Source organism: Streptomyces sp. NPDC058239 (assembly GCF_042882185.1).
Classification (GTDB): Bacteria; Actinomycetota; Actinomycetes; order Streptomycetales; family Streptomycetaceae; genus Streptomyces.
In genome coordinates this window covers 47,897-69,064 of record NZ_JBHVWS010000004.1, presented here as the reverse complement: position 1 = coordinate 69,064, position 21,168 = coordinate 47,897, and the positions used below count along the sequence as shown (strand labels likewise).

The 21,168-nt window shown below is 71.3% G+C and carries 20 protein-coding genes; 8 read left to right on the top strand and 12 right to left on the bottom strand.

Annotation, left to right across the window (positions count from 1 at the left end; all coding sequences use genetic code 11):
* Positions 1 to 55: 55 nt before the first annotated feature.
* Entirely contained in the window at positions 56 to 274 is a 219-nt protein-coding gene (locus tag ACFVYE_RS07455; protein ID WP_383960164.1) for a hypothetical protein, read from the top strand.
* Between the two features lie 15 nt (positions 275 to 289).
* Here ACFVYE_RS07455 and ACFVYE_RS07450 read toward each other — a convergent pair whose 3' ends face one another.
* The 5 genes from ACFVYE_RS07450 to ACFVYE_RS07430 form a co-directional block, all read right to left on the bottom strand.
* The gene (locus ACFVYE_RS07450; protein ID WP_383960167.1) at positions 290 to 2,119 is read right to left on the bottom strand and encodes a CocE/NonD family hydrolase; all 1,830 of its coding nucleotides are present in this window, start codon (positions 2,117 to 2,119) and stop codon (positions 290 to 292) included.
* Between the two features lie 127 nt (positions 2,120 to 2,246).
* On the bottom strand, positions 2,247 to 3,191 hold the full coding sequence (locus ACFVYE_RS07445; protein WP_383960170.1) for an LD-carboxypeptidase: 945 nt from the start codon (positions 3,189 to 3,191) through the stop codon (positions 2,247 to 2,249).
* Positions 3,188 to 5,176, bottom strand: coding sequence for a prolyl oligopeptidase family serine peptidase (locus ACFVYE_RS07440; protein ID WP_389604517.1), 1,989 nt, complete (start codon positions 5,174 to 5,176; stop codon positions 3,188 to 3,190). Before ACFVYE_RS07440 ends, ACFVYE_RS07445 begins: the two co-directional genes overlap by 4 nt.
* A 22-nt stretch (positions 5,177 to 5,198) precedes the next feature.
* Entirely contained in the window at positions 5,199 to 6,587 is a 1,389-nt protein-coding gene (locus ACFVYE_RS07435; RefSeq protein ID WP_389604515.1) for a M20/M25/M40 family metallo-hydrolase, read from the bottom strand.
* Positions 6,580 to 7,413 carry a M55 family metallopeptidase gene (locus ACFVYE_RS07430; RefSeq protein WP_383960178.1) on the bottom strand — a complete coding sequence of 278 codons (834 nt, stop codon included), beginning with the start codon at positions 7,411 to 7,413 and terminating at the stop codon, positions 6,580 to 6,582. The genes ACFVYE_RS07435 and ACFVYE_RS07430 overlap by 8 nt, the downstream gene beginning before the upstream one ends.
* A gap of 218 nt (positions 7,414 to 7,631) precedes the next feature.
* Between ACFVYE_RS07430 and ACFVYE_RS07425 the strand changes: the two genes are divergently transcribed.
* Genes ACFVYE_RS07425 through ACFVYE_RS07415 form a run of 3 tightly spaced genes read left to right on the top strand, consistent with a single transcriptional unit; the run spans position 7,632 to position 9,997 of the window.
* Entirely contained in the window at positions 7,632 to 8,576 is a 945-nt protein-coding gene (locus ACFVYE_RS07425; RefSeq protein ID WP_383960181.1) for an ABC transporter ATP-binding protein, read from the top strand.
* Entirely contained in the window at positions 8,573 to 9,547 is a 975-nt protein-coding gene (locus ACFVYE_RS07420; RefSeq protein WP_389604512.1) for an ABC transporter permease, read from the top strand. The genes ACFVYE_RS07425 and ACFVYE_RS07420 overlap by 4 nt, the downstream gene beginning before the upstream one ends.
* Positions 9,548 to 9,592: 45 nt before the next feature.
* Positions 9,593 to 9,997: a GntR family transcriptional regulator gene (locus tag ACFVYE_RS07415; RefSeq protein WP_383960187.1), complete on the top strand. Its 405-nt coding sequence runs from the start codon at positions 9,593 to 9,595 to the stop codon at positions 9,995 to 9,997.
* 418 nt (positions 9,998 to 10,415) lie between these two features.
* Here ACFVYE_RS07415 and ACFVYE_RS07410 read toward each other — a convergent pair whose 3' ends face one another.
* The 4 genes from ACFVYE_RS07410 to ACFVYE_RS07395 are packed head-to-tail and all read right to left on the bottom strand — an operon-like array spanning position 10,416 to position 14,048.
* On the bottom strand, positions 10,416 to 11,609 hold the full coding sequence (locus tag ACFVYE_RS07410; RefSeq protein WP_389604510.1) for an ABC transporter permease: 1,194 nt from the start codon (positions 11,607 to 11,609) through the stop codon (positions 10,416 to 10,418).
* Complete coding sequence (locus ACFVYE_RS07405) at positions 11,606 to 12,325, bottom strand: ABC transporter ATP-binding protein (protein WP_383960192.1); 720 nt, start codon at positions 12,323 to 12,325, stop codon at positions 11,606 to 11,608. The genes ACFVYE_RS07410 and ACFVYE_RS07405 overlap by 4 nt, the downstream gene beginning before the upstream one ends.
* The gene (locus ACFVYE_RS07400; protein WP_389604508.1) at positions 12,322 to 13,398 is read right to left on the bottom strand and encodes a peptidoglycan-binding protein; all 1,077 of its coding nucleotides are present in this window, start codon (positions 13,396 to 13,398) and stop codon (positions 12,322 to 12,324) included. Before ACFVYE_RS07400 ends, ACFVYE_RS07405 begins: the two co-directional genes overlap by 4 nt.
* A complete protein-coding gene (locus ACFVYE_RS07395; RefSeq protein WP_383960198.1) occupies positions 13,395 to 14,048 on the bottom strand; it encodes a hypothetical protein in 654 nt (217 codons plus the stop codon). Before ACFVYE_RS07395 ends, ACFVYE_RS07400 begins: the two co-directional genes overlap by 4 nt.
* 136 nt (positions 14,049 to 14,184) lie before the next feature.
* Here ACFVYE_RS07395 and ACFVYE_RS07390 point away from each other — a divergent pair, with 136 nt between their 5' ends.
* The 3 genes from ACFVYE_RS07390 to ACFVYE_RS07380 are packed head-to-tail and all read left to right on the top strand — an operon-like array spanning position 14,185 to position 16,876.
* Complete coding sequence (locus tag ACFVYE_RS07390) at positions 14,185 to 14,877, top strand: response regulator (protein WP_383960201.1); 693 nt, start codon at positions 14,185 to 14,187, stop codon at positions 14,875 to 14,877.
* Entirely contained in the window at positions 14,874 to 16,385 is a 1,512-nt protein-coding gene (locus ACFVYE_RS07385) for an ATP-binding protein (RefSeq protein WP_383960204.1), read from the top strand. The genes ACFVYE_RS07390 and ACFVYE_RS07385 overlap by 4 nt, the downstream gene beginning before the upstream one ends.
* Entirely contained in the window at positions 16,382 to 16,876 is a 495-nt protein-coding gene (locus tag ACFVYE_RS07380; protein ID WP_383960207.1) for a hypothetical protein, read from the top strand. Before ACFVYE_RS07385 ends, ACFVYE_RS07380 begins: the two co-directional genes overlap by 4 nt.
* 129 nt (positions 16,877 to 17,005) lie before the next feature.
* Here ACFVYE_RS07380 and ACFVYE_RS07375 read toward each other — a convergent pair whose 3' ends face one another.
* Both ACFVYE_RS07375 and ACFVYE_RS07370 read right to left on the bottom strand, forming a co-directional pair.
* Entirely contained in the window at positions 17,006 to 17,929 is a 924-nt protein-coding gene (locus ACFVYE_RS07375) for an alpha/beta fold hydrolase (RefSeq protein ID WP_389604505.1), read from the bottom strand.
* Positions 17,926 to 18,573, bottom strand: coding sequence for a TetR/AcrR family transcriptional regulator (locus ACFVYE_RS07370; RefSeq protein ID WP_389604503.1), 648 nt, complete (start codon positions 18,571 to 18,573; stop codon positions 17,926 to 17,928). The genes ACFVYE_RS07375 and ACFVYE_RS07370 overlap by 4 nt, the downstream gene beginning before the upstream one ends.
* A 47-nt stretch (positions 18,574 to 18,620) precedes the next feature.
* Between ACFVYE_RS07370 and ACFVYE_RS07365 the strand changes: the two genes are divergently transcribed.
* Positions 18,621 to 20,051 (top strand): amidase, encoded by a 1,431-nt coding sequence (locus tag ACFVYE_RS07365; RefSeq protein WP_383960216.1) that lies wholly within the window; start codon positions 18,621 to 18,623, stop codon positions 20,049 to 20,051.
* 36 nt (positions 20,052 to 20,087) lie between these two features.
* Here the strand turns inward: ACFVYE_RS07365 and ACFVYE_RS07360 are convergent, their stop codons facing one another.
* Positions 20,088 to 21,089: an aldo/keto reductase gene (locus ACFVYE_RS07360; RefSeq protein ID WP_383960218.1), complete on the bottom strand. Its 1,002-nt coding sequence runs from the start codon at positions 21,087 to 21,089 to the stop codon at positions 20,088 to 20,090.
* Between the last annotated feature and the right edge of the window lie 79 nt (positions 21,090 to 21,168).

Below are 21,168 nucleotides of genomic sequence, written 5' to 3'. Positions count from 1 at the left end.
GATCGATCATCAGGGTGCTCGGCCTGGAGGTCCCCCGCAGATCGAACTGGCCGGCATGGACGGCTTCGGCCCCTTCGACCTGCTGCCGCCGGCGATCGCCGCGGCGCGCGTTCCTTCCCAGGAGACGGGCCGCCGGGCCGTGGAGCTGCTGTCGCAGCGGATCCAGGACCCGGACGGTCCGCGCGAGGTGCGGCACATCCTGCTGCCCGTCGAGATCCGTAGGCGTGACTGCGCGCAGGCGTATCTCCGGGTGGTCGGGGCCGCGTCGGCGTAAGGCTCCTTCAGCGCCTCACTCCACCCGGTCGCCGACCACCGGAAGCTCCAGCACACCGGTGTCCTCAGGGGCGCTGACGACCGTGACGGGCTTGATGCCGCGGTTGCCCGAGTAGGCGCTGTCACTCGCCGCGATCACGAATTCGAGCCTGTGCCCCGCCTCGTACCGGTGGACGATGCCCGGCAGTTGCACGGTGAACGAGCGGGTGACGTCGGGCACGCGCACCGGGGAGACGAGCCGGTTCACCAGTGTCCTGGTACCGTCCGGCGCCACGTCGTACACCTTGGCGAACAGGACGAGCTTGTCGGCGGCGTCCCCGCTGTTCTGTACGCGCTCCGTCCTCGGCGAGACGACCTTCAGGGTGGCCTTCGGCGCGCCGACGACATCGACGGCGGAGGCCAGCGGGGCGCTGGTCCAGCCGAGATAGGTGCCCTTGGTGTCGTACGGCTTGGGGTCGGGCAGCCCGATGAGTCCGGCGAGCGAGCTCTCCGAATGACTGGTCGGTACGAGCCAGTTGGCGTACTGGCGGCTGCCCCGGGTGACCTTGGAACGGTTGTCGACGAGCTTGCCGTCGCCGGAGAGGTACATCTTCCGGCTCGGGGCCGGTACTGCAGCCGCTGTGCCGTAACCGCTCTTCCAGTCGCGGTAGTAGGCGAACTCGGGCCCGGTGTCGGTGTTCTTCTTGTGCTGGAGGTAGCGGTCGAACCAGGCGAGGACGCGCTGTCCGACGTAGCTGGTCTCCAGATTGCCCTGGCCCAGGTCGAGTTCACCGGGTACCTGCCCGCCGCTGTGCCCCCAGGCCTGCCAGATCATCTTGGTCGTGGTGCCCTGCTCCTTGAGGGTCTTGTACGTGGCGGTGGCCTCGTTCAGGTTGAACAGGCTGTCGGCCTGGCCCTGGACGAGCAGGGTGGGCGCCTTGACCCTGCTGAGGTAGTCGACGGGTGAGACGCTGCGCGCGTAGTCGAGCATCGCGGCGGTCCTGTCCGCGGGGTAGCGGCCGGAGTTGAGCAGCCGGATGGTGTCGCAGGCCTGTGGTGCGAAGTGCAGACAGGTGAGGCTGCCGAAGCGGGACGGGTCGAGGCTCGCGTTGAGGATCGTCTGCCCCTCCCCCAGCAGGTAGAAGCCGTTGGTCCACTGCCACTTGAAGACACCGGCGGTGTCGGACGAAACACCCTTGCGCGCAGCGGTGTTGTTGGGGGCGAGCGCGTAGGCGAGGTCGTTCCAGGTGATCAGCGGTACGAGGGCGTCGACGCGGTGGTCGACGGCCGCGGTGGCCATCTGGACGGCGCCGCCGTACGAGCCGCCGATCATGCCGACCCTGGGGTCGCCCTTGCCGTCCTTGGTGACGTAGTCGGCCTTCGTGCCGTCGTCGGCGGCGCGCGTCCCGGCGAGGAAGTCGATGAGTCCGGCGGCCGCCTTTCCGTCGATGGCCGGGTCGTCGAGCGTGATGAGGCAGCCGGATTTACCGAAGCCGAGGCCGGAGTAGACGAGGCCGACATAGCCGCGGGAGGCGAAGGCCTTGCCGATCGCGCCGGCCGAGCCGTCCGATTTGCTGCCGCCGAAGCCGTTGGTGGCCAGGACGGCGGGGGCGGGGTGCTGCGCGTCGGCCCCGGCGGGGCGGTACAGGTCGGCGTCGACGGTGCAGGAGCGGCCGCCCGCCTGAATGGTGAACTTCAGGGGGGTGACGGTGTATTGGGAGGTCTCGGCGGCGGTTGCGTGCGCCGCACCGGTGAGGACCAGCGGTGCGGCGAGCGCGGCTCCGGCCACGAACGCGACCGACTTCCGGGAGAGTGTCCGGTACCCGGACCGAGGGCGGGAAACAGCACGTGACACGAAGACCTCCACACCGAGGGCGCCTTACCGACCAGTAGGTAACTGGCCGCGCTCATGCTGTGACACGTGTCATAGCGATGTCAACGCTCGGGGCGGAGTTTCCTGAATGATGCTCAACTTCTTCGCGATTCACGGCTGTTCAGACCAGCGCGGGCACCTCGATGGTGAGCGTGGCGGGGCCGCCGCCGGCCGGCGCGTCCAGCACGGCGGGCACGCCGAGCGGAATCGTGAGCGCCGTCGGTCCGTGCCCGAAGCCCAGCTCCTCGACAACGGGTACGCCCAGCGGGCCGAGCCGGTCGGCGAGGACCGCCCGCACCTTCTCGTACGGGCCGCAGCCCGCCCAGGAACCGCAGGCCACTCCCGCAATCCCGTCGAGCGCCTGGGACCTCAGCAGTTGGGTGAGGATGCGGTCGATGTTGTACGGGTCCTCGGTGGTGTCCTCGATGATCAGCAGCCCGCCCCGGGCGGACGTCCGGGCGTGCGGGGTACCGATGTCGGCGGCGAGCAGGCTCACACAGCCGCCGTAGGTGATGCCTCGGGCACTGCCGGGGACCAGCACCCGCGCCGTGGGCAGGCCGAGGGTGCGCACCGACTCGGGCTCGAACAGGGTGGCCCGCAGGGACTCCTGGGTGTCCGGGTCCTTGAGGAAGGTCTCGGTGCCCGCCATCGGGCCGTGCAGCGTGGCGAGCCCCATGCGCTGGGCGAACGCCTCGTGGAGCACGGTGATGTCGCTGTAGCCGATGAACACCTTGGGCCCGGCCGCGCGCATCGCCGCCCAGTCGACCAGGTCGACCATGCGGTGCACGCCGTACCCGCCCCGGGCACAGATCACCGCGTCGACGGACGGATCGCACCAGGCCTCCTGGAGGTCCCGGGCCCGCACCTCGTCCGCACCGGCGAGGTAGTCCAACTCCGGGTGCACGTCGCGGACATGGGGTGCTTCGACGGGGTCGAGTCCCCAGCCGCGCAGCACGTCGAGACCCGCCTCCAGGCGGTCGGCGGGCACCGGCCCGCTCGGTGACACGACGGCGATCCTGGCACCCGGACGCAGTCGGGCGGGGCGGGTCAGGGGGGCGAGGGTCACTTCTTCAGCTCCAGCCTCGGTACGTCGGGACAGTCGATGCCGAAAGTCTGGCCGTACAGGGAGAGTTCCGCCTCCAGGGCACGGATCATGGTGTCGGCGCGCCGGAACCCGTGCCCCTCCCCCTCGAAGGTGAGATACGCGTGCGGAATTCCGCGCCCCTCGACCTCGGCCAGGAACCGCTCGCACTGGACGGGCGGGCAGATCGGATCGTCCAGCCCCTGGAGCAGGAGGAAGGGCGTGGTCAGATGGTCGGTGCGGGTGACCGGCGACCGTTCGCGGTAGCGCGCCGGGACTTCGGCGAGCGGGCCCACCAGGGACTCAAGATACTGCGACTCGAAGTCATGGGTCTCATCCGTGCCCCAGCCGGTCAGATCGAGGATCGGGTAGATGATCGTGCCGCAGGCGTAGACATCGGTGCCGGTCAGCGAGGCGGCGGCGGTCCAGCCGCCGGCGCTGCCGCCCCGGATGGCGAGCCGCTGCCGGTCGGCCGTACCCTCGGCGGCCAGCGCTTCGGCGACGGCCGCGCAGTCCTCGACGTCGACGACGCCCCACTGTTCGCGCAGCCGGTTGCGGTAGGCCCTGCCGTAGCCGGTGGAGCCGCCGTAGTTGACCTCGGCGACGCCGATACCGCGCGAGGTGAAGTAGGCGATCTCCAGGTCGAGGACGAGCGCGGCATGGCCGGTGGGGCCGCCGTGCGCCCAGACCACATAGGGCGGCAGTTCACCGTCGGGGCCGGCCCGGTCGGGGCTCCGCGGCGGGTAGATGTGGGCGTGGATCTCCCGGCCGTCGGGCCCGGTGAAGGTGCGGTCCTCGGGCTGCGGGTAGTAGGCGGGGTCGACGGCGTCCTCGTGCGGTGTGCCGATGATCCGGGTGCGGCCGGTCGCGGTGTCCAGCTCGACGACCTCGTAGGCGCTGTACGGGCTCGCGGCGATGCCGATGATCCGGCTGCCGTGCACGGCGAGCGACTCGGCCCATTCGGTCCAGGGCCCGGCGACGTCGACGAGTTCGCCGGTCTCCGGGTCGAGTATGCCGAGCGTGGTGGTGCCCCGGCCGTGGACGGTGGCGATCAGGCCGTTCTCCAGCGGCCGGAACCAGCTGAGGCCGATCTTCCAGAGCGGTCCGGCGAACTCCTGCTCCCGGGGGCAGAGCGCGACCGTGCCCCGGTGCGGGTCGGCGCGATACAGGTTCCACCAGCCGCTGCGGTCGCCGGCGAAGAGGAGTTGTCCGTCGGCGCCCCATTCGATCTGCGGCACCGATTCCCCGGGGCCGCCGCCGAAACTGCGGGTGTGGTGGAACGTACCGTCGTCGGCGACGTCCGCGAGCATCACCTCGGTGCCGTCCCACGGCATCCGCGGATGGTCCCAGGCGATCCAGGCCGCCCGTCGCCCGTCGGGCGAGAGCTTCGGTCCGGTGACGAAGCGGTGGCTGTCGTCGGTGAGTTCACGCACCGCGGAGCGGTCTTCGGCCGCCGAGCCGTCCAGCGGTACGGCGGCGGCCACCCGGCGCAGATCGGTGGGTGACTCGCCGGTGAACTCCTCCAGGACGCACCAGACTTCGCCCCGTTCGCCCCGGTCGAGGTGGAGCTGCGGGTCGACCCAGCGCAGTCCGCCGCCGACGGCCGAGACCGGGGTGAGTGGCCAGGGTTCGCCGGGCCCGTCGGGGGCGTATGCGTACAGACGCTGGTCGGCGAAGTCGACGAAGACGATCAGCGGGCCGCCCTCGGTGCGTGCGGCACCGGCCCAGGGCTGTCCGCCGTACTCGATGACCCGGCTCCGTACGTTCCACGGAGCGGGCAGGACACAGGTGCTGGTGCCGTCCGCCCGGCGGCGGATCAGGGCGCGGCGGCCCGCCTCGGCGGGGCGCGGTTCCGTCCACCACACCTCGTCGCCGACCACGCCGACGTACTCCGGACGGCCGTCGTTGGAGGCGGCCAGCCGTGCGTCGATCGGTGACGGCCACGTTCCGTGGGCCGCTGTGGACATCATGATCAATTCCCCCCGTACCGGGTCAGGCCGTGCGCAGATAGTGATCGAGGACGCGGACGCCGAAGTGCAGTGCCTCGACGGGGACGCGTTCGTCGACGCCGTGGAACAGCGCCTGGTAGTCGAAGCCGGCGGGCAGCTTCAGCGGTGAGAAGCCGTAGCCGGTGATGCCGAGCCGGGAGAACTGCTTGGCGTCCGTGCCGCCGGACATGCAGTACGGCACGACGTGGCCGTGCGGGTCGAAGCGTTCGACGGCGGCGCGCAGCTTCGCGAAGGTCGGCGAGTCGACCGGGGCCTGCAGCGGGACCTCGCGGTGGTGGAACTCCCAGTCGACATCGGGTCCGGTCAGCCCGTCCAGGGTGGTGCGGAACTCGTCCTCGCCGCCGGGCACCATCCGGCCGTCGATGAAGGCGGTGGCGTGGCCCGGGATCACATTGACCTTGTACCCGGCCTCCAGCACGGTCGGGTTGGAACTGTTGCGGACGGTCGGCTCGACCAGGGCGGCGGCCGGTCCGAGCTTGCCGAGGAGCTCGTCCACGTCGAAGCCGGGGGCGTCGAGGTCGGGGCGGATGCCGTGCAGCGCGGCGATCTCGGTGAGCGCGGCGCGCACGGTCGGAGTGAGCCGGACCGGCCATCGGTGCTCGCCGATCCTGGCGACGGCCGCGGCGAGTGCGCTGACCGCGTTGGCCTTGTTGACCTTGGAGCCGTGCCCCGCCTTGCCGTGCGCGGTGAGTTTCAGCCAGGCGGTGCCGCGCTCACCGGCGGCGATCGGGTAGAGCGCCATGTCCTGACCGGCGTGGAAGGTGAAGGCGCCGGATTCGCTGATGCCCTCCGTACACCCTTCGAAGAGTTCCGCGTGCCGGTCGGCGAGGAAGCCGGAGCCGTCCTCGGCGCTGGCCTCCTCATCGGCGGTGTACGCGATCACGATGTCGCGGCGGGGCCGGACGCCGGTCCGCGCCCAGGCCCGGACGACGGCCAGGACCATCGCGTCCATGTTCTTCATGTCGATGGCGCCGCGCCCCCAGACGACACCGTCGCGGACCTCCCCGGAGAAGGGGTGCACGGTCCAGTCGCCGGCCTCGGCCGGGACGACGTCGAGATGGCCGTGTACGAGCAGGGCGTCGGCGGACGGGTCGGTGCCCGCGATCCGGGCCACCACGTTGGTGCGCCCCTGGGTGCGTTCCAGCAGGGTGGGTTCCAGCCCGGCGGCGGCCAGCCGCTCGGCGACGTACTCGGCGGCCGGGCGTTCCAGGCAGTCGCCGCCGCCGCGGTTGGTGGTGTCGATCCGGATCAGTTCGGAAGTGAACGTCACCGATTCCTCGAGCGCCCGCTCGTCGACGCTCTCGACGCTCTCGGCGCTCTCGGCGCTCTCGGCGCTCTCGGCGCTCTCCTGGGGACGGGTCGCCTCAGCCATACTGTTCCTCCACGGCGGACGACACGATCGTCGTCACCGCCTTGAACGTGCGGATACCTTCGTACATCGTCGCGCTGGTGTAGGCGACGCGCCGTTCACCGCTGGGCGCCACGCCGGGGACCACGGTTGCCGCCGCGGCCAGATGCTCGGCGTCGAACTCCAGCTCGACGGTGAAGGGGCCGCCCTCCACCGGGGTGTGCCGCACGGCGAGTGCGGTCGCCTCCTTGGCCGCCGCACGGATGTCCGCGGCGGTACGGGCCGGGGTGCGGCACACCGCCGCGTACCGCGACACATAGTCCTTCACCGCGACCTTGCGGGCCGCGGGGGCATACCCGTCCGCGTCCACACAGGTCAGGTCGTCGCCGGTGACAAGGACGACGGGAACGCCGTACTCGGCCACGACATGCGCGTTGAGGAGCCCCTCACTGGCCCGGGCGCCGTTGAGCCAGACCCCGGTGATGGAGTTCGCCAGATACGTATGGGCGAGGACCCCCTCCGTACCGGCGCCCGTGTGGTAGCCGACGAAGGCGACGGCATCGACGTCGCCGTGCTGGATGCCCTCCACCATGGAGAGGGACTTGTGCCTGCCGGTGAGCATCTGGACCCGGTCGTCGAGCTGCTCCAGCAGGAGGTTGCGCATGGACCAGTGGGCCTCGTTGATGAGCACCTCGTCGGCGCCGCCGTCGTAGAAGCCGAGCGCCGCCGCGTTCACGTCGGAGGTGAACATGGAACGGCACCGCTCCCACTGGGGGGTGCCCGGCAGCACATCGGCCGGCCACGTCACACCTGTGGCGCCTTCCATGTCCGCGCTGATCAGGATCTTCATGCGGGCTCACGCTACGCGCCGAGGAACCGCCAGGCCAGAGCCACAGATACGTTCAATGGTCCAGTCCTCCGAAGAGAGTGCTTCCCGCACCCCGAACAGGTGCATTCCGGACGCCGCGGCGCCCGGCCGGTGCGCGTGCCCGCTTGCGTCGCCTTGACAGTCCTCCTTCGCCGAGACCATCATTCCATTAATTGACTAATGGAATTGAGGCGAAGTGCATGGCAGACGCATTCACTCCGGGTGGCGCGTCCGGCGCATGGGCGCTGGAGGCCCGCGGCCTGGGTAGGCGCTACCGTCGCGGCTGGGCGCTGCGCGACTGCTCGTTCCGGCTTCCGGCCGGGCGGATCTGCGGTCTCGTCGGCCCCAACGGGGCCGGGAAGAGCACCCTGTTGGGACTCGCGACCCGGCAGGTGCAGCCGACAGAGGGCGAACTCCACATCTTCGGCGTGCCGGTGGACGATCCCGCGGTGATGCCGAGATTCGCCTTCCTCGGGCAGGACAAACCACTGTTCAAGCGGTTCACCGTGGCGGAGACGCTGCGTCTGGGCAGCGAGCTCAATCCCGGCTGGGACATGGTCGCGGCGGAGCGGATCGTACGGTCGGGCCAGGTGCCGATGCACGCCCGTATCGGCACTCTCTCCGGTGGCCAGCGCACCCGAGTCGCGTTCGCGCTCGCCTTCGGCAAGCGGCCCGACCTGCTGCTGCTCGACGAGCCGATGTCCGACCTCGACCCGCTGGCCCGCCACGACATGAGTACCCTCCTGATGTCGGAGGCCGTGGAGCGCGGCACCACGGTGGTGATGTCCTCGCACATGCTGTCCGAGCTGGAGGACATGTGCGACTACCTGCTGGTCCTCGCCGAGGGCAGGATCCGGATGGCGGGCGACGCGGACGCCCTCGTCCCGGCCCACGCGCTGGTCACGGGACTCGCCACCGGCGGGGATCCGGCCGCCTCGCTGGCTCCCCACACGGTGATCGAAGCCCGTGTCCAGGGCAGGCAGTTCCACGCGCTGGTGCGGCCGAACGGCCCGCTGTCGCCTGACTGGGTGGTCGCCGAACCCAGCCTGGAAGAAGTACTGCTGGCGCATCTGCGCTCGTCGGACGCTCCTCCGTTGTTCACACCCGGTGCCCGTATCGAGGCCGAAGGGATCCACACCTCATGAGCGCCACCCTGACCGAGACGCCCCGAACCGGACGGGCGCCCGGGCTCCGCCTGCTGCGCGGGCTGAACTGGCTCGTCGTACGTCAGCACCGGGCCGCGCTGCTCACCGTGCTCGCCGTGATGGTCCTCGGCTCGATCTGGATCGCGTACCAGCGCGGCCGGATGAGCCAGACACTCGAAGCCGCGGGCTGGCCGGAGAAGGAGCTGGCGCAGCCGACCTTCGCCTCAACGGGACTCAGTCTCACCGTCACGGCCCTGAGCGCGCTGCCCGTGATCCTCGCCGTCTTCCTCGGCGCCCCGCTGATCGCGGGCGATCAGGAGCACGGCACCGCGCAGCTGGTCAGCACCCAGTCCGTGTCCCGACGTCGCTGGCTGGCGGCAAAGCTCGTCTGGTGCTACGCGGCGGTGCTCGTGTCCGGTGCGGTGCTCTCGGCGTTCTTCACCTGGTGGTGGAAGCCCTACCGATCGGTGTTCCCCAGCCTGTGGCCGGACGGACCGGTCTTCGACAACACCGGTCCGGTGCTCCCCGCGCTCTGCCTCTTCCTGACCGCCGCCGGCATCACCATCGGCATGCTGCTGCGCCGTGTCCTCGCGTCCATGCTGGTCACGTTCGTCTTCGCCGCGATCGTCGAGGTCGTCTGGGGCGAGATGCGCGTACTTCTCGCGCCGTCGCGCATGCTCACCTACCCGCTCGACGGCGACATGCCCGCACGGCTGAACGAGTCGCACGAACTGGACCGCTGGATCGGCTCCGCCGACGGCCATCTCTACGGCTGGGGGCTCTGCGCCAAGACCACCGAAGCGGCCTCGGACGCCTGCATCAAGGAGCACGGCATCGTCAACAACGTCATCGAGTACCTCGGTTACGACCAGATGCCGTCCATGCAGTGGACCGGTGCAGGCATCCTGCTCGCGGCCACCGCCGCGCTCACCGCGTTCACCCTGTGGCGGGTCTCCAGGAACCCCCTTTAGGACAAACCGCCGCAGGTACGTATCGTTTCGGCAGTTCAAAGGGAGGTGAAGACGGTGGTCGTATTCCGAATCGACAGACGCAGCGGAGTGGCGACGTACCTCCAGATCGTTCGGCAGGTCGAACAGGCGCTGCGGATGGGCGCCCTGGAGGAGGGTGACCGGCTGCCCACGGCCGCGCAGGTCGCGGCGGAGACCAAGGTCAACCCGAACACGACCCTGAAGGCGTACCGCGAGCTGGAGCGCGCGGGCCTGGCCGAGGTCCGGCAGGGAGCGGGCACCTTCATCACCCGTTCCCTCGCCCCGGCCCAGGAGGCACCCGACTCCCCGTTGCGTGCCTCACTCGCCCGGTGGCTGGACGAGGCGCGGTCTCAGGGGCTCAGCGGCCAGGAGGTCACCGCCCTGTTCCGTTCGGCCTATGCGGCGGTGTATCCGTCCGGGACGGACGGCTGAGGGGCTGTTCGACGGCTCGGCGGCGGTGTGCGCCGGCCGCTCCGGGTCGAGCCCGGCGCACTTGGTGAGCAGCGTCTCCCGGTGCCGTCGGAGCCGGCCTTCCAGCAAGGCTCGCTCGTCCGCGGTGCTCGGGACTTCAGCTGGTCGCCGTCGGCTGTCGTACGTTCGATGCGGGGTGCCGTCCATGTCATGACAGCCATCCTCACACCGGTCGCGACGCAACTGGGGGCGTACGGGAGGGCCGGGGGCTCTCCGAGAAGTTCACCGCGTTCCGCCGGTTCATCACGGGCACGGTCGCCCCACACGCCGACGTATCGGGGCAGTCGTCATGACGTTGTCGCACCCACGCCCGTTCAAAGTGGGGGCAGGCGGTACTTACGGGGCGCCGCCTCAAGACAGCACCCCGTACGCCGCCGCGTCACGTCGCGTTCAGAGCCACCGTCGGGTGGAGACGGGAGGCGCGGATCGCCGGATAGAGGCCCGCGACCACGCCGATCACGAGGGTGGCGGCCAGACCGCCCGCCAGGGACCAGAGCGGGACCACCGCCGTCCACCCCTGGACCCGCGCGAAGCCGTACGTCGCCGCCGCGCCCAGCACCGCGCCCGTCGCCCCGCCCAGCGCCGACAGCAGCAGCGACTCGGTCAGGAACTGGAGCCGGATCGCGCCCCGGGTAGCGCCCAGCGAGCGGCGCAGACCGATCTCCTGGCGGCGCTCCAGGACGGAGATGACCATGGTGTTGGCGACGCCCACACCGCCGACCAGGAGGGCCACCGCGCCCAGGCCGAGCATCAGGTTCGTCAGGCCCTCGTCGGTGGCGGCCTTGGCGGCCAGCGCGTCCGAGGGGCGGGAGACCTTGACGCCCGCCTCGTTGCCGGGGCTGATGGTGCGGGCCAGGACGGCCCGTACGTCCTCCACCGAGGCGTCCGTGGAGCGCTCGAAGATGGTGGTGGGGTGGCCGTCGAAGCCGAAGTAACGCTCGGCGGCGGGGAATCCGACCATGGCCACCCGGTCCAGGTTGGGGACCAGTTCGATCGGTTTGAGGATGCCCACGACGACCACGCGCGTGTCGTTCATCATGATCGTCTCGCCGGTGCGGGTGATGCCGAGGCGGTCCGCCGCCACCGCGCCGAGGACCGTCGTCGGGAGGCGTTCGCCGACCGGATTCAGCCAGACGCCCTTGTCGACCTCGCCGCCGAGCGCGGACAGCAGGTCGATGCGGGCCGCCTGGGTGGTGACGCCGGCCGTGCGCTCCTCGGGGACCACGTCGCTGCGGCGGATGCGGGCGTCGACGTCGGCGGTGGCCGTGGCGTGCTGCACCGGGCCGACGCGCTCGACCATCGCGACCGCGTTCTTGGGGAGCTTGATCGGCTGCCCCATGGCGTCCTCGCCCGCCTCGGCGGTGAGGAGGTTGGTGCCGAGGCGGTCGAGCTGGGCCATCAGGTCCGCCCGGCTCGACTCGGACAGGCCGACGACCGCGACCATGGTCGCGATACCGATGGCGATGCCGAGCGCCGAGAGCACCACGCGCGCGCGACGCGCGCGAAGGCCGACCGCACCGACGCGCAGGATGTCGCGGGGGGAGAGGCGGGAGGGCCGGAGGTCGTTCCTCATGAACCGACCTCTTCCGTACGGGAGGCGGAGCGCGCGCCGGAACGCGAGTCCGAGACGATCTCGCCGTCCTTGAAGCGGACCCGGCGCGGCAGCGAGTCCGCGATCTCGTTGTCGTGGGTGATCACACAGATGGTGGTGCCGGACGCGTTCAGCTCGTGCAGCAGCTCCATGACGATCTCGCCGGACGCGGTGTCCAGCGCCCCGGTCGGCTCGTCCGCCAGCAGCAGCCGGGGATCTCCCACCAGGGCGCGGGCGATGGCCACGCGCTGCTTCTCGCCGCCGGACAGCTCGTTCGGCGTGTGCGAGCAGCGGTGGTCAAGTCGCACCTTGGCGAGCGCTTCCCGCGCACGCGTGCGCCGTTCCTTCAGCGGCACGCCCGCGTACAGCAGCCCGTCGGCGACGTTGTCCACCGCGTCGCGCCCCGCCGCCAGGTGGAAGTGCTGGAACACGAAGCCGATGTGGCGGGCGCGCAGTGCGGAGAGCCGGGAGTCGGAGAGCTCGGACACGTCGTACCCGGCGACCCGGACGGTGCCCGTGGTGGGCTTGTCGAGGGTGCCCATGACGTTGAGCATCGTGGACTTGCCGGAGCCGGACGGGCCGACGACGGCGACCAGTTCGCCCTCCTCGACGGTGAGGTTCACTCTGCGCAGGGCGTGGACGCCGCCGGGGTAGGACTTGGTGGCGTCCCGCAGTTCGATCACCGGAGCCGACGTCATGACTTCGCCACTCCGACCTTCAGGCCCTCACGCACGTCCGGGCCGCTGACCTCGATCTGCCCGTCGGCGGTCATGCCCGTCTCCACCCGCACCATCTTCGAGGTGGCGCCCTGGACGACTTGGAGGCCGTAGCCGCCGTTCTCGCCGCGCAGGGCGACGACCGCCTCGACGGGAACCGCGAGGACTCCCTTGTGCGCCTCGCTGACGAACTTCACGCTCGCCGACGCCTTGGCGTCCTCGCCGGACGCGGCGCTCACCCCGCCGTCCAGGACGACCTCGACGGTGATGCCGTTCTGCGCGGCATCGCTCTGCGCGGCGGACGCCTCGGGGCGCACCGTCCGGGCCACCTTGCCGGTCGCCGTCTTCCCGCTCGGCAGGGTGACCTCGACCTTGGTGCCCCGGGAGGTGAGCGCGCCGTCGCCCTGGTCGAGCTGCGCGCGGACGACCGGCTTGGTGGAGGCGACCGTCAGTACGGGCGTGTCCGGACCGACCTGGTCGGCGAGCGCCGCGTCCGCGGTGACGACCTTGACCCGGTCCGGCTGGAAGACGACATCGCCCTTGCCGACCTTGCCGGTGGCCTCACGGTTCAGCGACTTCTGCCACTGCTTGACGGCGGCCTCGGTGTTCTCGTCGTACCGGGCATCGACGTAGAGATTCGCTCCGTACCCCAGGTCGCGCAGATTGCGCTCCAGCTGGAGCACGTCGCTGCCCCGGTCGCCCGCCTTCATCTCGCGAAACATCGGGACCGGCCCGTAGAGGAGGGTGACGGGCTTGTCGTTCAGCTCGTACAGTGCCTGCCCCATGGTCAGCGTCCTCCCTTCGGCAGCGGCCACCGTGACGGTGCCCTCGACGGCGGACTTGACGGCGCGGCGCTGCGCGAAGTCGAGCTTGCCGTCGACCGTCTTGGACTGCACGAGGTCGGTGCGTACGACGGTGGCGGTGGCGGGCGGCAGGTCGTCGCCCCTCCCGGAGGCGCCCGCGTCGCCGCCGTCGCCGAGGAACAGGACTCCCCCGGTGACGGCGGCGGCGACGGTCACCGCACCGAACGTGAGGAAGGCGGTGCGGCGCTTCACTGCATGCCGTCCAGACCGTCGAGCAGCTTCGACTTGCACGCCTCGCGGGCCTGCTTGTACGACGGCGACTTCGTGTCGATGGACGGAGACGCCGGGTTCGGGTCGCCGCCCGGCTGGGCGTTGCCGCCGCTCATGGTCGGGTTGGTGAACTTGGAGACGCCGTTGTCCCGCATGCACTTGGCGTGCGCGAGCATCGACTCGTAGTCCTTCTGCTGGTCGCGCTTGGGCTCGGCCGTCATGGCTGCCTGCAACTCGTTGACGCAGACGCCGTTCTTGCCGCCCTTGATGCCCTCGTTGCGGCCGGGCTGGGATCCGATCTCGTCGACCTTCGCCCAGTCGAGGTGCCCGCTGAGCTTGGGGTCGGGGAAGTCCTTGTAGCCGCCCTTGACACGCATGCACTGGACGTACTTCATCTGGGCGTCGTAGAAGGCGCTCTTGCCCGCGGGCCGGGTGCTCGGCTTGTCCTCGCCCTTCTCGGCGCTCGCGGTCGGCGCGTCCGGTACGTCGGCGATCGCGTCGTCCTTCTTCGCTCCGCCGGCACTGTCGTCACCGCCGCCGCAGGCGACGGAGAAGGCGAGTACGGGCACGGCCACGAGGGTGGCCATGCGCAGCCGGGCGGTGGCGCGGGGGTTCGTCCTGAGGAAACTCATGCGCTTCACGTTCGCCGCCGCAGATGATGGCCCGTCCATGGCCACATGATGGGAACGTAACAATGCCCCCGGCCTGCGCGTCCACCCCCAGTACGGAGTAGGCGGAAACGGTCCCCGTGTGCCCATAATCGGCCCCATGCCGCATGTACTGCTCATCGAGGACGACGCGTCCGTACGGGACGGAATGGAGCTCGTGCTGCGCCGTCACGGGTACGACGTGGACACCGCCGCCACCGGCGAGCAGGCCCTTGCCCTGCTGGCCGGGGAGCGGGGCGCGCGGGTCGAACTGGCCGTACTGGACCTGATGCTGCCCGGCATGGACGGCTTCGAGGTGTGCCGCCGCATCCGCGCCCGCTCGGCGAGCCTGCCGGTCATCATGCTGACCGCGCGCGGCGACGACTCGGACATCGTGACCGGCCTGGAGGCGGGCGCCGACGACTACGTCGTCAAGCCGGTCACCGCGCCCGTCCTGGAGGCCCGCATCCGGGCCGCCCTGCGGCGTGCGGAACCGTCCGCGCGACAGCGTTCGGACGCCGATCTCGCCGGGCTGGTGATCGACCGCGCCGGGCTGACCGTCACCAAGAACGGCACACCGGTCGCGCTGCCGCCCACCGAACTGCGGCTGCTGCTGGAACTGTCGGCCTCCCCCGGCCGGGTCTTCAGCCGCGAGCAGCTCCTCGAATCCGTCTGGGACCACACCTACCTGGGCGACTCCCGGCTGGTGGACGCGGCGGTCGGCCGGCTGCGTGCCAGGCTCGAGGACGTACCGGCGAAGCCGCGCTACGTACAGACGGTGCGGGGCTTCGGCTACCGCTTCGGGCCGCTGTGAACCGTAGGGACGAAGGCAGGCGCGGCGTCGCCCCGAAGCGGCGCTCTTGGCGGCTCGTCGGCGGGCTGCGCGTCCGGCTCGTCGTCACCTTCGTCGTCGTCGCCCTGATCAGCGCAGTGACCGCGACCGCCCTCGCCTACCGGGACGCCCGTACCGCCGTCCTCCAGCGCACCCAGAACGCCGCCGTGAACGACCTCCGGGAACAGGTCGGCGCGGTCGCCGCCGACTTCGACGTACCGCCCGACCAGCAGTCGCTGTCCCGGTTCGCGGCGAAGGTCTCGGACGGCATCGGCGGGAAGATCGTGGTCGCCCGCTACCAGGACCTCACCGCGGTCTCCGACTCGCTCGCCGAGACGGAGGGCCGGATCACCGTCGAGCTGCGCAGCGCCGTCATGACCGGCGACGACGCCGCGTTCCAGCGCGTGCAGTGGCGGGGCGAGCCCTATCTGGTCGTCGGCACGCCCGTCACGTACGCCGACGGGGACCGCCGCACCTCCGACCTGGAGGTCTACGCGATCGCCGATCTGCGGGCCGAGCGCGACGACACCGCCGCCCTGCTGGACTCCGTACGCACAGGCATCGTGCCGGTGGTGCTGCTGGCCGCCGTCCTGGCGCTGCTGGCCGCGGGGACGGTCCTTCGTCCGGTACGGAAGCTGGGCCGGGCCACCCGTGAGCTCGCGGCCGGAGACCTCGGCAGCCGGGTCGCCGTCACCGGGCACGACGAACTCGCCGACCTGGCAACGACGTTCAACGAGACCGCCGACGCGCTCCAGGCTTCCGACGCGGAACTGCGCGAGCAGGAGGCGAAGGCACGCCGCTTCGTGGCGGACGTGTCGCACGAACTGCGCACCCCCCTCGCGGCGATGACGATGGTGGCGACCGTCCTGGAGGAGGACGCCGACCAGCTGCCGCCGGACGCGGCGCGGGCGGCCCGTACCGTCGGCGCGGAGACGGCACGGCTGTCCCGGCTGGTCGAGGACCTGATGGAGATCTCCCGCTTCGACGCCAAGGCGGTACGGCTGAACGCGGCCGAGACGGACCTCGCCGAAACCGTACGGGCGTCGCTGGCGCTGCGCGGCTGGACGGACCGGGTGCAGACGCACCTCCACGAGGGCGTACGGGCGGTGGTCGACCGGCGCCGCATCGACGTGATCGTCGCCAACCTGGTGGGCAACGCGCTGCGGCACGGAGCCCCGCCCATCACCGTGACCCTGGGGACGACCGTCGAGGCGGACGGGGAGTGGGTGACGCTGGAGGTCGCCGACCACGGTCCCGGGCTGCCGCCGGGGGCTCGGGAGCGGGTCTTCGACCGGTTCTACAAGGCGGACGCGGCCCGCACGCGTGGCGCGGCCGACGACAGCGGACAGGGCAGCGGCCTCGGCACTGCGATCGCGCTGGAGAACGCACGGCTGCACGGCGGCACGATCGACGTGGCCGACGGACCGCAGCGCGGCGCGGTGTTCACGCTGCGGCTGCCCCTGCGACGTACAGGAGAGGGGACGGAGTGAAGGTCCGGCAGGGGGTCGTGGTCGCCGCGCTGGGGATCGCTCTCATGGGCTGCGGCGTCAAGCCGACCGGAGTGATAGGCGCGGGCGAGCCCGCGTCCGGGCTGACGCGCGGCATGCGGCTGTACTACGCGTCCGCCGGCGGGCTGCGCGCAGTGCCCCTGATCGACAAGGAGGTCAAGGACCTCAACGCGGTGCTGAAGCTGCTCGCCGATGGGCCGGTACCCGCCGAGCAGCGCGAGGGGCTCACCTCTCTCGTCCGGATCGGCGGCTATTCGGTGACCGGATCGGGCACCCGCGTCACGGTGCGCCTCGACGGCCCCTATGCGGAGTCGGGGCGCGACCAGGGCACGGGGCAACTGGTGTGCACGCTGGCGCGCGCCCAGTCCGTGCTCGACCCGAAGGTCAGGACCGACGACGTCGAGGTCACCCTGCGGCCGTCCGAGGGCGCCGCGCTGGGCCCCTACCGGTGTGCGGAGTTCCTCAAGGGGTGAGGCCGGGCAGGTGGCCTTCTTCGTGCGCGCCCGCGCGCGATGAAGGCGGCCCGGAAAGTCCACAGACCCCGTCGCCGTGCACGGCCCCGCGACGATCCTGACGAGCGCACCGGCAGGAGAGGGGGAGTGTCAGCGCTGCCCGCCATCTCCTTCTTTCACGACAGTTGCACCGCGAAATGGGCCGGTCAGTTCCCGAAGGAGCGGGTCCGGGTCCTCGAGGAGGAACAGGTGTCCGCCGTCGGGGACGGTGCGCAGCTCGGCGCCGTCGATCTGCGCGTGCGCCCAGCGCGCCACCTCGATGGGGACGTTGCCGTCCGCCTCGCCGTGGAGGAACACGGTCGGTACCCGGACCGATCCCAGCGACTCGGGCAGCGGGCGGGAGTATCCGGCGAGATCGGCCATGGCCGCGTCCATGCCCTGGCGCCGGGCCTCGGTGGTGTCCAGCTCCGACAGTTCCTGGAACTCCGGTTCCCTCATGATCAGTTGGTCGGCGAGCGGCCAGGCATCGAGGTGCGGCTCACGGCTTTTCATGCGCTTGAAGATCCCCGTCCCCGCGAGCATCGGCCGGGCGATCACCGGGGCCCAGCGCACCAGCCTGTCCAGCCACTTCACGATCGGGATCCGGCGCGCGTACGCCTGTCGGGGTGCTCCGGGAACGGCGGCGCACGCAAGGATCAGCTTCGTCACCCGCTCGGGGTGCGCCTGGGCGGCGGACAGCGCGTATCCGCCGCCGCCCGATATCGCCACGAGCGGTGCCCGTTCGTGGCCGAGGTGGTCGAGCAGGGCCAGGAGGTCGTCGTTCCAGCGGTGGAAGCCACGGCCGGGCACGGGGTCGGTCTCGCCGTATCCGGGGCGGTCCGGGAAGACCAGACGGACGCCCGCCTCCGTCGCGGCCTGCCGCAGCGCCATGCCTTCGAAACGGCTGCCGGGGGTGCCGTGGAGCACGATCGCGGGCGGGGCGGCCAGGTCCCCGTACGAGCAGTACGCGATACGGCGCCCGCCGGGGGCCGTCAGACGGACGGTCCCGGGCAGATCCTGCAAGGAGGGGGTCATCTCTGCTCCTCATGCGATACGGGGGCGGCGGCAGCGGCGATCCCGCCGATGACGAGGTCGAGGCCGTAGGCGAACCGGCGGTCGTAGTCGTGGTGGTCGGCGAACACCGACATGGCCCGGCGCTCGGGCGGGAGCTGGAGCTGCTGCGGATCGCCGCGGCCGAGGTGGATCGCCACATGGCCGGTGACGAAGTCGTGCAGGGCGCCGTACGCGTACACGGCGGCCTCCTCGTCGAGTCCCGCGGTCTGCAGCGCGGCGACGACCCGGAGTGCGACGTCGTCCGCGCCGGGCCCGACGAGGGAGGCGCGGCGGTGCGCCTCAAGGATGACGGGGTGCCGCATGAGCAGGTCATGGAGCGTGTCCGCGAACAGCCGGACGACGCCGCGCCAGTCGTCCGGCCAGTCCACGGACCGGGTCACCTCGCCGACGATCCGGGACACCAGCGCGTGCTGGAGCGCGTCGATGCCGCCCGTCGTGCGGTGGACCGCCATCGGCGACACATCCAGCCGGTCGGCCACCACGCGGAAGGTCACCGCGTCGAGACCCCGTTCGTCGGCGATCTCGGTCGCCGCGTCCAGGATCGCGTCGAGCGTGACCGCCCGGGGACGGCCGTTCTTCGCAGTGCTTGCCTTCTCGACCACCATGCCGTCACCATATCGATACGCGTAACGAAACAGCAATGGGAGCATCCATGCCGCAGTTGCACGACCTCACGGCTCTCCAACTGGCCACCGCCTACGAGCGCGGAGACACGACTCCCGCCGAAGTCGTGGATCATCTGCTGGCCCGGATCGAGGACGGCGACCGGGTGGGTGCGTTCACCACCGTGTCGGCGGACCGGGCCCGTGCCGCCGCGGCCGAGGCCGGACGCACCCTGCGCGCCCGGGACCGCACGGAACTGCCGCGCCTGTTCGGCGTGCCCACCGCCGTCAAGGACCTGGAGGCCACCGCGGGCGTACGCACCACGCTGGGTTCCGCGCTGCTGCGCGACTGGATTCCCGACCACGACGACGAGATCGTCGATGTCATGGCCGACGCCGGACTGATCAGCCTGGGCAAGACCACCGTTCCCGAGTTCGGGGCCGCCTGCTACACCGAGCCCGAGGTGTCCGCCCCCGCGCGCAGCCCGTTCGACCTCACCCGCAGCGCGGCCGGCAGCAGCGGCGGTGCGGCGGCAGCGGTCGGTGCGCTGCTGGTGCCGATCGCCCAGGGCAGTGACACCGCCGGGTCCGTACGCTCCCCCGCGAGCGCCTGCGGCGTGGTCGGGCTGAAACCGAGCCGTGGGCTCGTCACGGCGGGCCCGAACGGCAACGACGGGATGGGGCTCTCCGTACGGGGGCCGCTCGCCCGCACCGTGCGCGACACCGCGGCGTTCCTCGATGCGCTGACCACCCGTACCGGAGTCGGCACCGTGCATCCGCCCCGCGTCGACAGCTACGAGCGCGCCTGCGACGCACCTGTCCCGCGGCTCCGGGTGGCGCTCGCGCAGGGCTCGGTCTCGGGGGCGCCCGTGGACGCCGAGGTCGCCGCCGCCGCCGAACTCACCGCCCGTACGCTGGCCGGGCTCGGCCATGCCGTCTTCGCCCGGGACCAGGCGCCGGACCCCGGGTTCACCGAGGGCTTCCGGGTGATGTTCACCGCGCTGGTCGGGGCCAGGACCATGGCGTTCGACGAGGCGGCTCTGCGTCCGGTCGTCCGCCATCTCCGGGCCGGCTCGAAGCAGTTCACCTCGGGCGAGCTGGCCGCCTCGATCGGTGTCGTCCAGGCCCGCGCGCGGGCCTGGACGCTCGACTACGCGGACGCCGACATCGTGATCACCCCGACCGTCACGACACCTCCGACGCTCATCGGCCGGCTCCGCAACGACGCGGATCCGGCGGCGGAGCTGGCCGCGATGACCGCCTTCACAGGCAACACCGTGATCGCGAACGCCACCGGGTTCCCGGCCATCAGCCTTCCCCTCGGCTGGAGTTCCGAGGGCCTGCCGCTCGGGGTTTCGCTCACGGCCGGATGGGGCCGCGAGGACCTCCTGCTCGGCATATCCGCGGCCCTGGAGGAGGCTCTGCCCTGGGCCCACCGCTACGTCGACCGGGCCGAGGCGCGGACACCTGCGGCGCCTTGAGCACGGACGTGGCCGCGCGGCCGACCGGGAGGGAACCTACTCCCCGGCGGCTTGCCCGAGGATCTCCTCGATCCGGGCCAGCTCCTCGTCGGCGAACTCCAGATCACGGACCGCCTCGACGCTGTTCTCCAGCTGGGCGACGCTGCTCGCCCCGACCACGGCGGACGTGATCCGGCCGCCCCGCAGCACCCACGCGAGCGCCATCTGCGCGAGGGACTGCCCGCGCGCGGAAGCCACCTCGTCGAGCGCCCGCAGCCGGTCCACCAGCTCCGGGGTGACCGAATCGGGCGTCAGGAAGGGGCTGCTGCCGGCCGCGCGCGAGCCTTCCGGGATGCCGCGCAGATAGCGGTCGGAGAGGATGCCCTGCTCCAGCGGCGAGTAGGCGATGGATCCGGCGCCCAGCTCATCGAGCGCCGTGAGCAGGCCGTCCTCGACCCAGCGGTCCAGCATCGAGTAGCGCGGCTGGTGGATGAGGAGCGGGGTACCCAGCTCCTCGAGGATCCGGGCGGCCTGACGGGTCTGCTCCGGCGAGTAGTTGGAGATGCCGACGTAGAGCGCCTTGCCCTGCCGTACCGCCGAGTCGAGCGCGCCCATCGTCTCTTCGAGCGGGGTGTCGGGGTCGGGGCGGTGCGAGTAGAAGATGTCGACGTGGTCGAGGCCGAGCCGGGTGAGGCTCCGGTCGAGCGACGAGAGCAGATTCTTCCTGGATCCCCACTCCCCGTACGGGCCGTCCCACATCAGATAGCCCGCCTTGGTCGAGATGACGAGCTCGTCCCGGAGCCGGGCGAAGTCCGTCCTCAGTGCGCGGCCCATCGCGGTCTCGGCGGCGCCGGGCGGCGGTCCGTAGTTGTTGGCGAGGTCGAAGTGGGTGATGCCGAGATCGAATGCCCGGCGCAGGATCTGCCCCTGGGTCTCCGGCGTCCGGTCGCCGCCGAAGTTGTGCCACAGACCGAGGGAGAGCGCGGGGAGCAGCAGTCCGCTGCGTCCGGTGCGCCGGTAGGGCATGGCTTGGTAGCGGTCGGCGGACGGGAGGTACATGCGGGCTCCACGGAAGAGGGGCGGTTGCGGTGCGCGGGGTCCAGGTTCGCCGACAACCATCCAGCAGTCCAACAGGAGA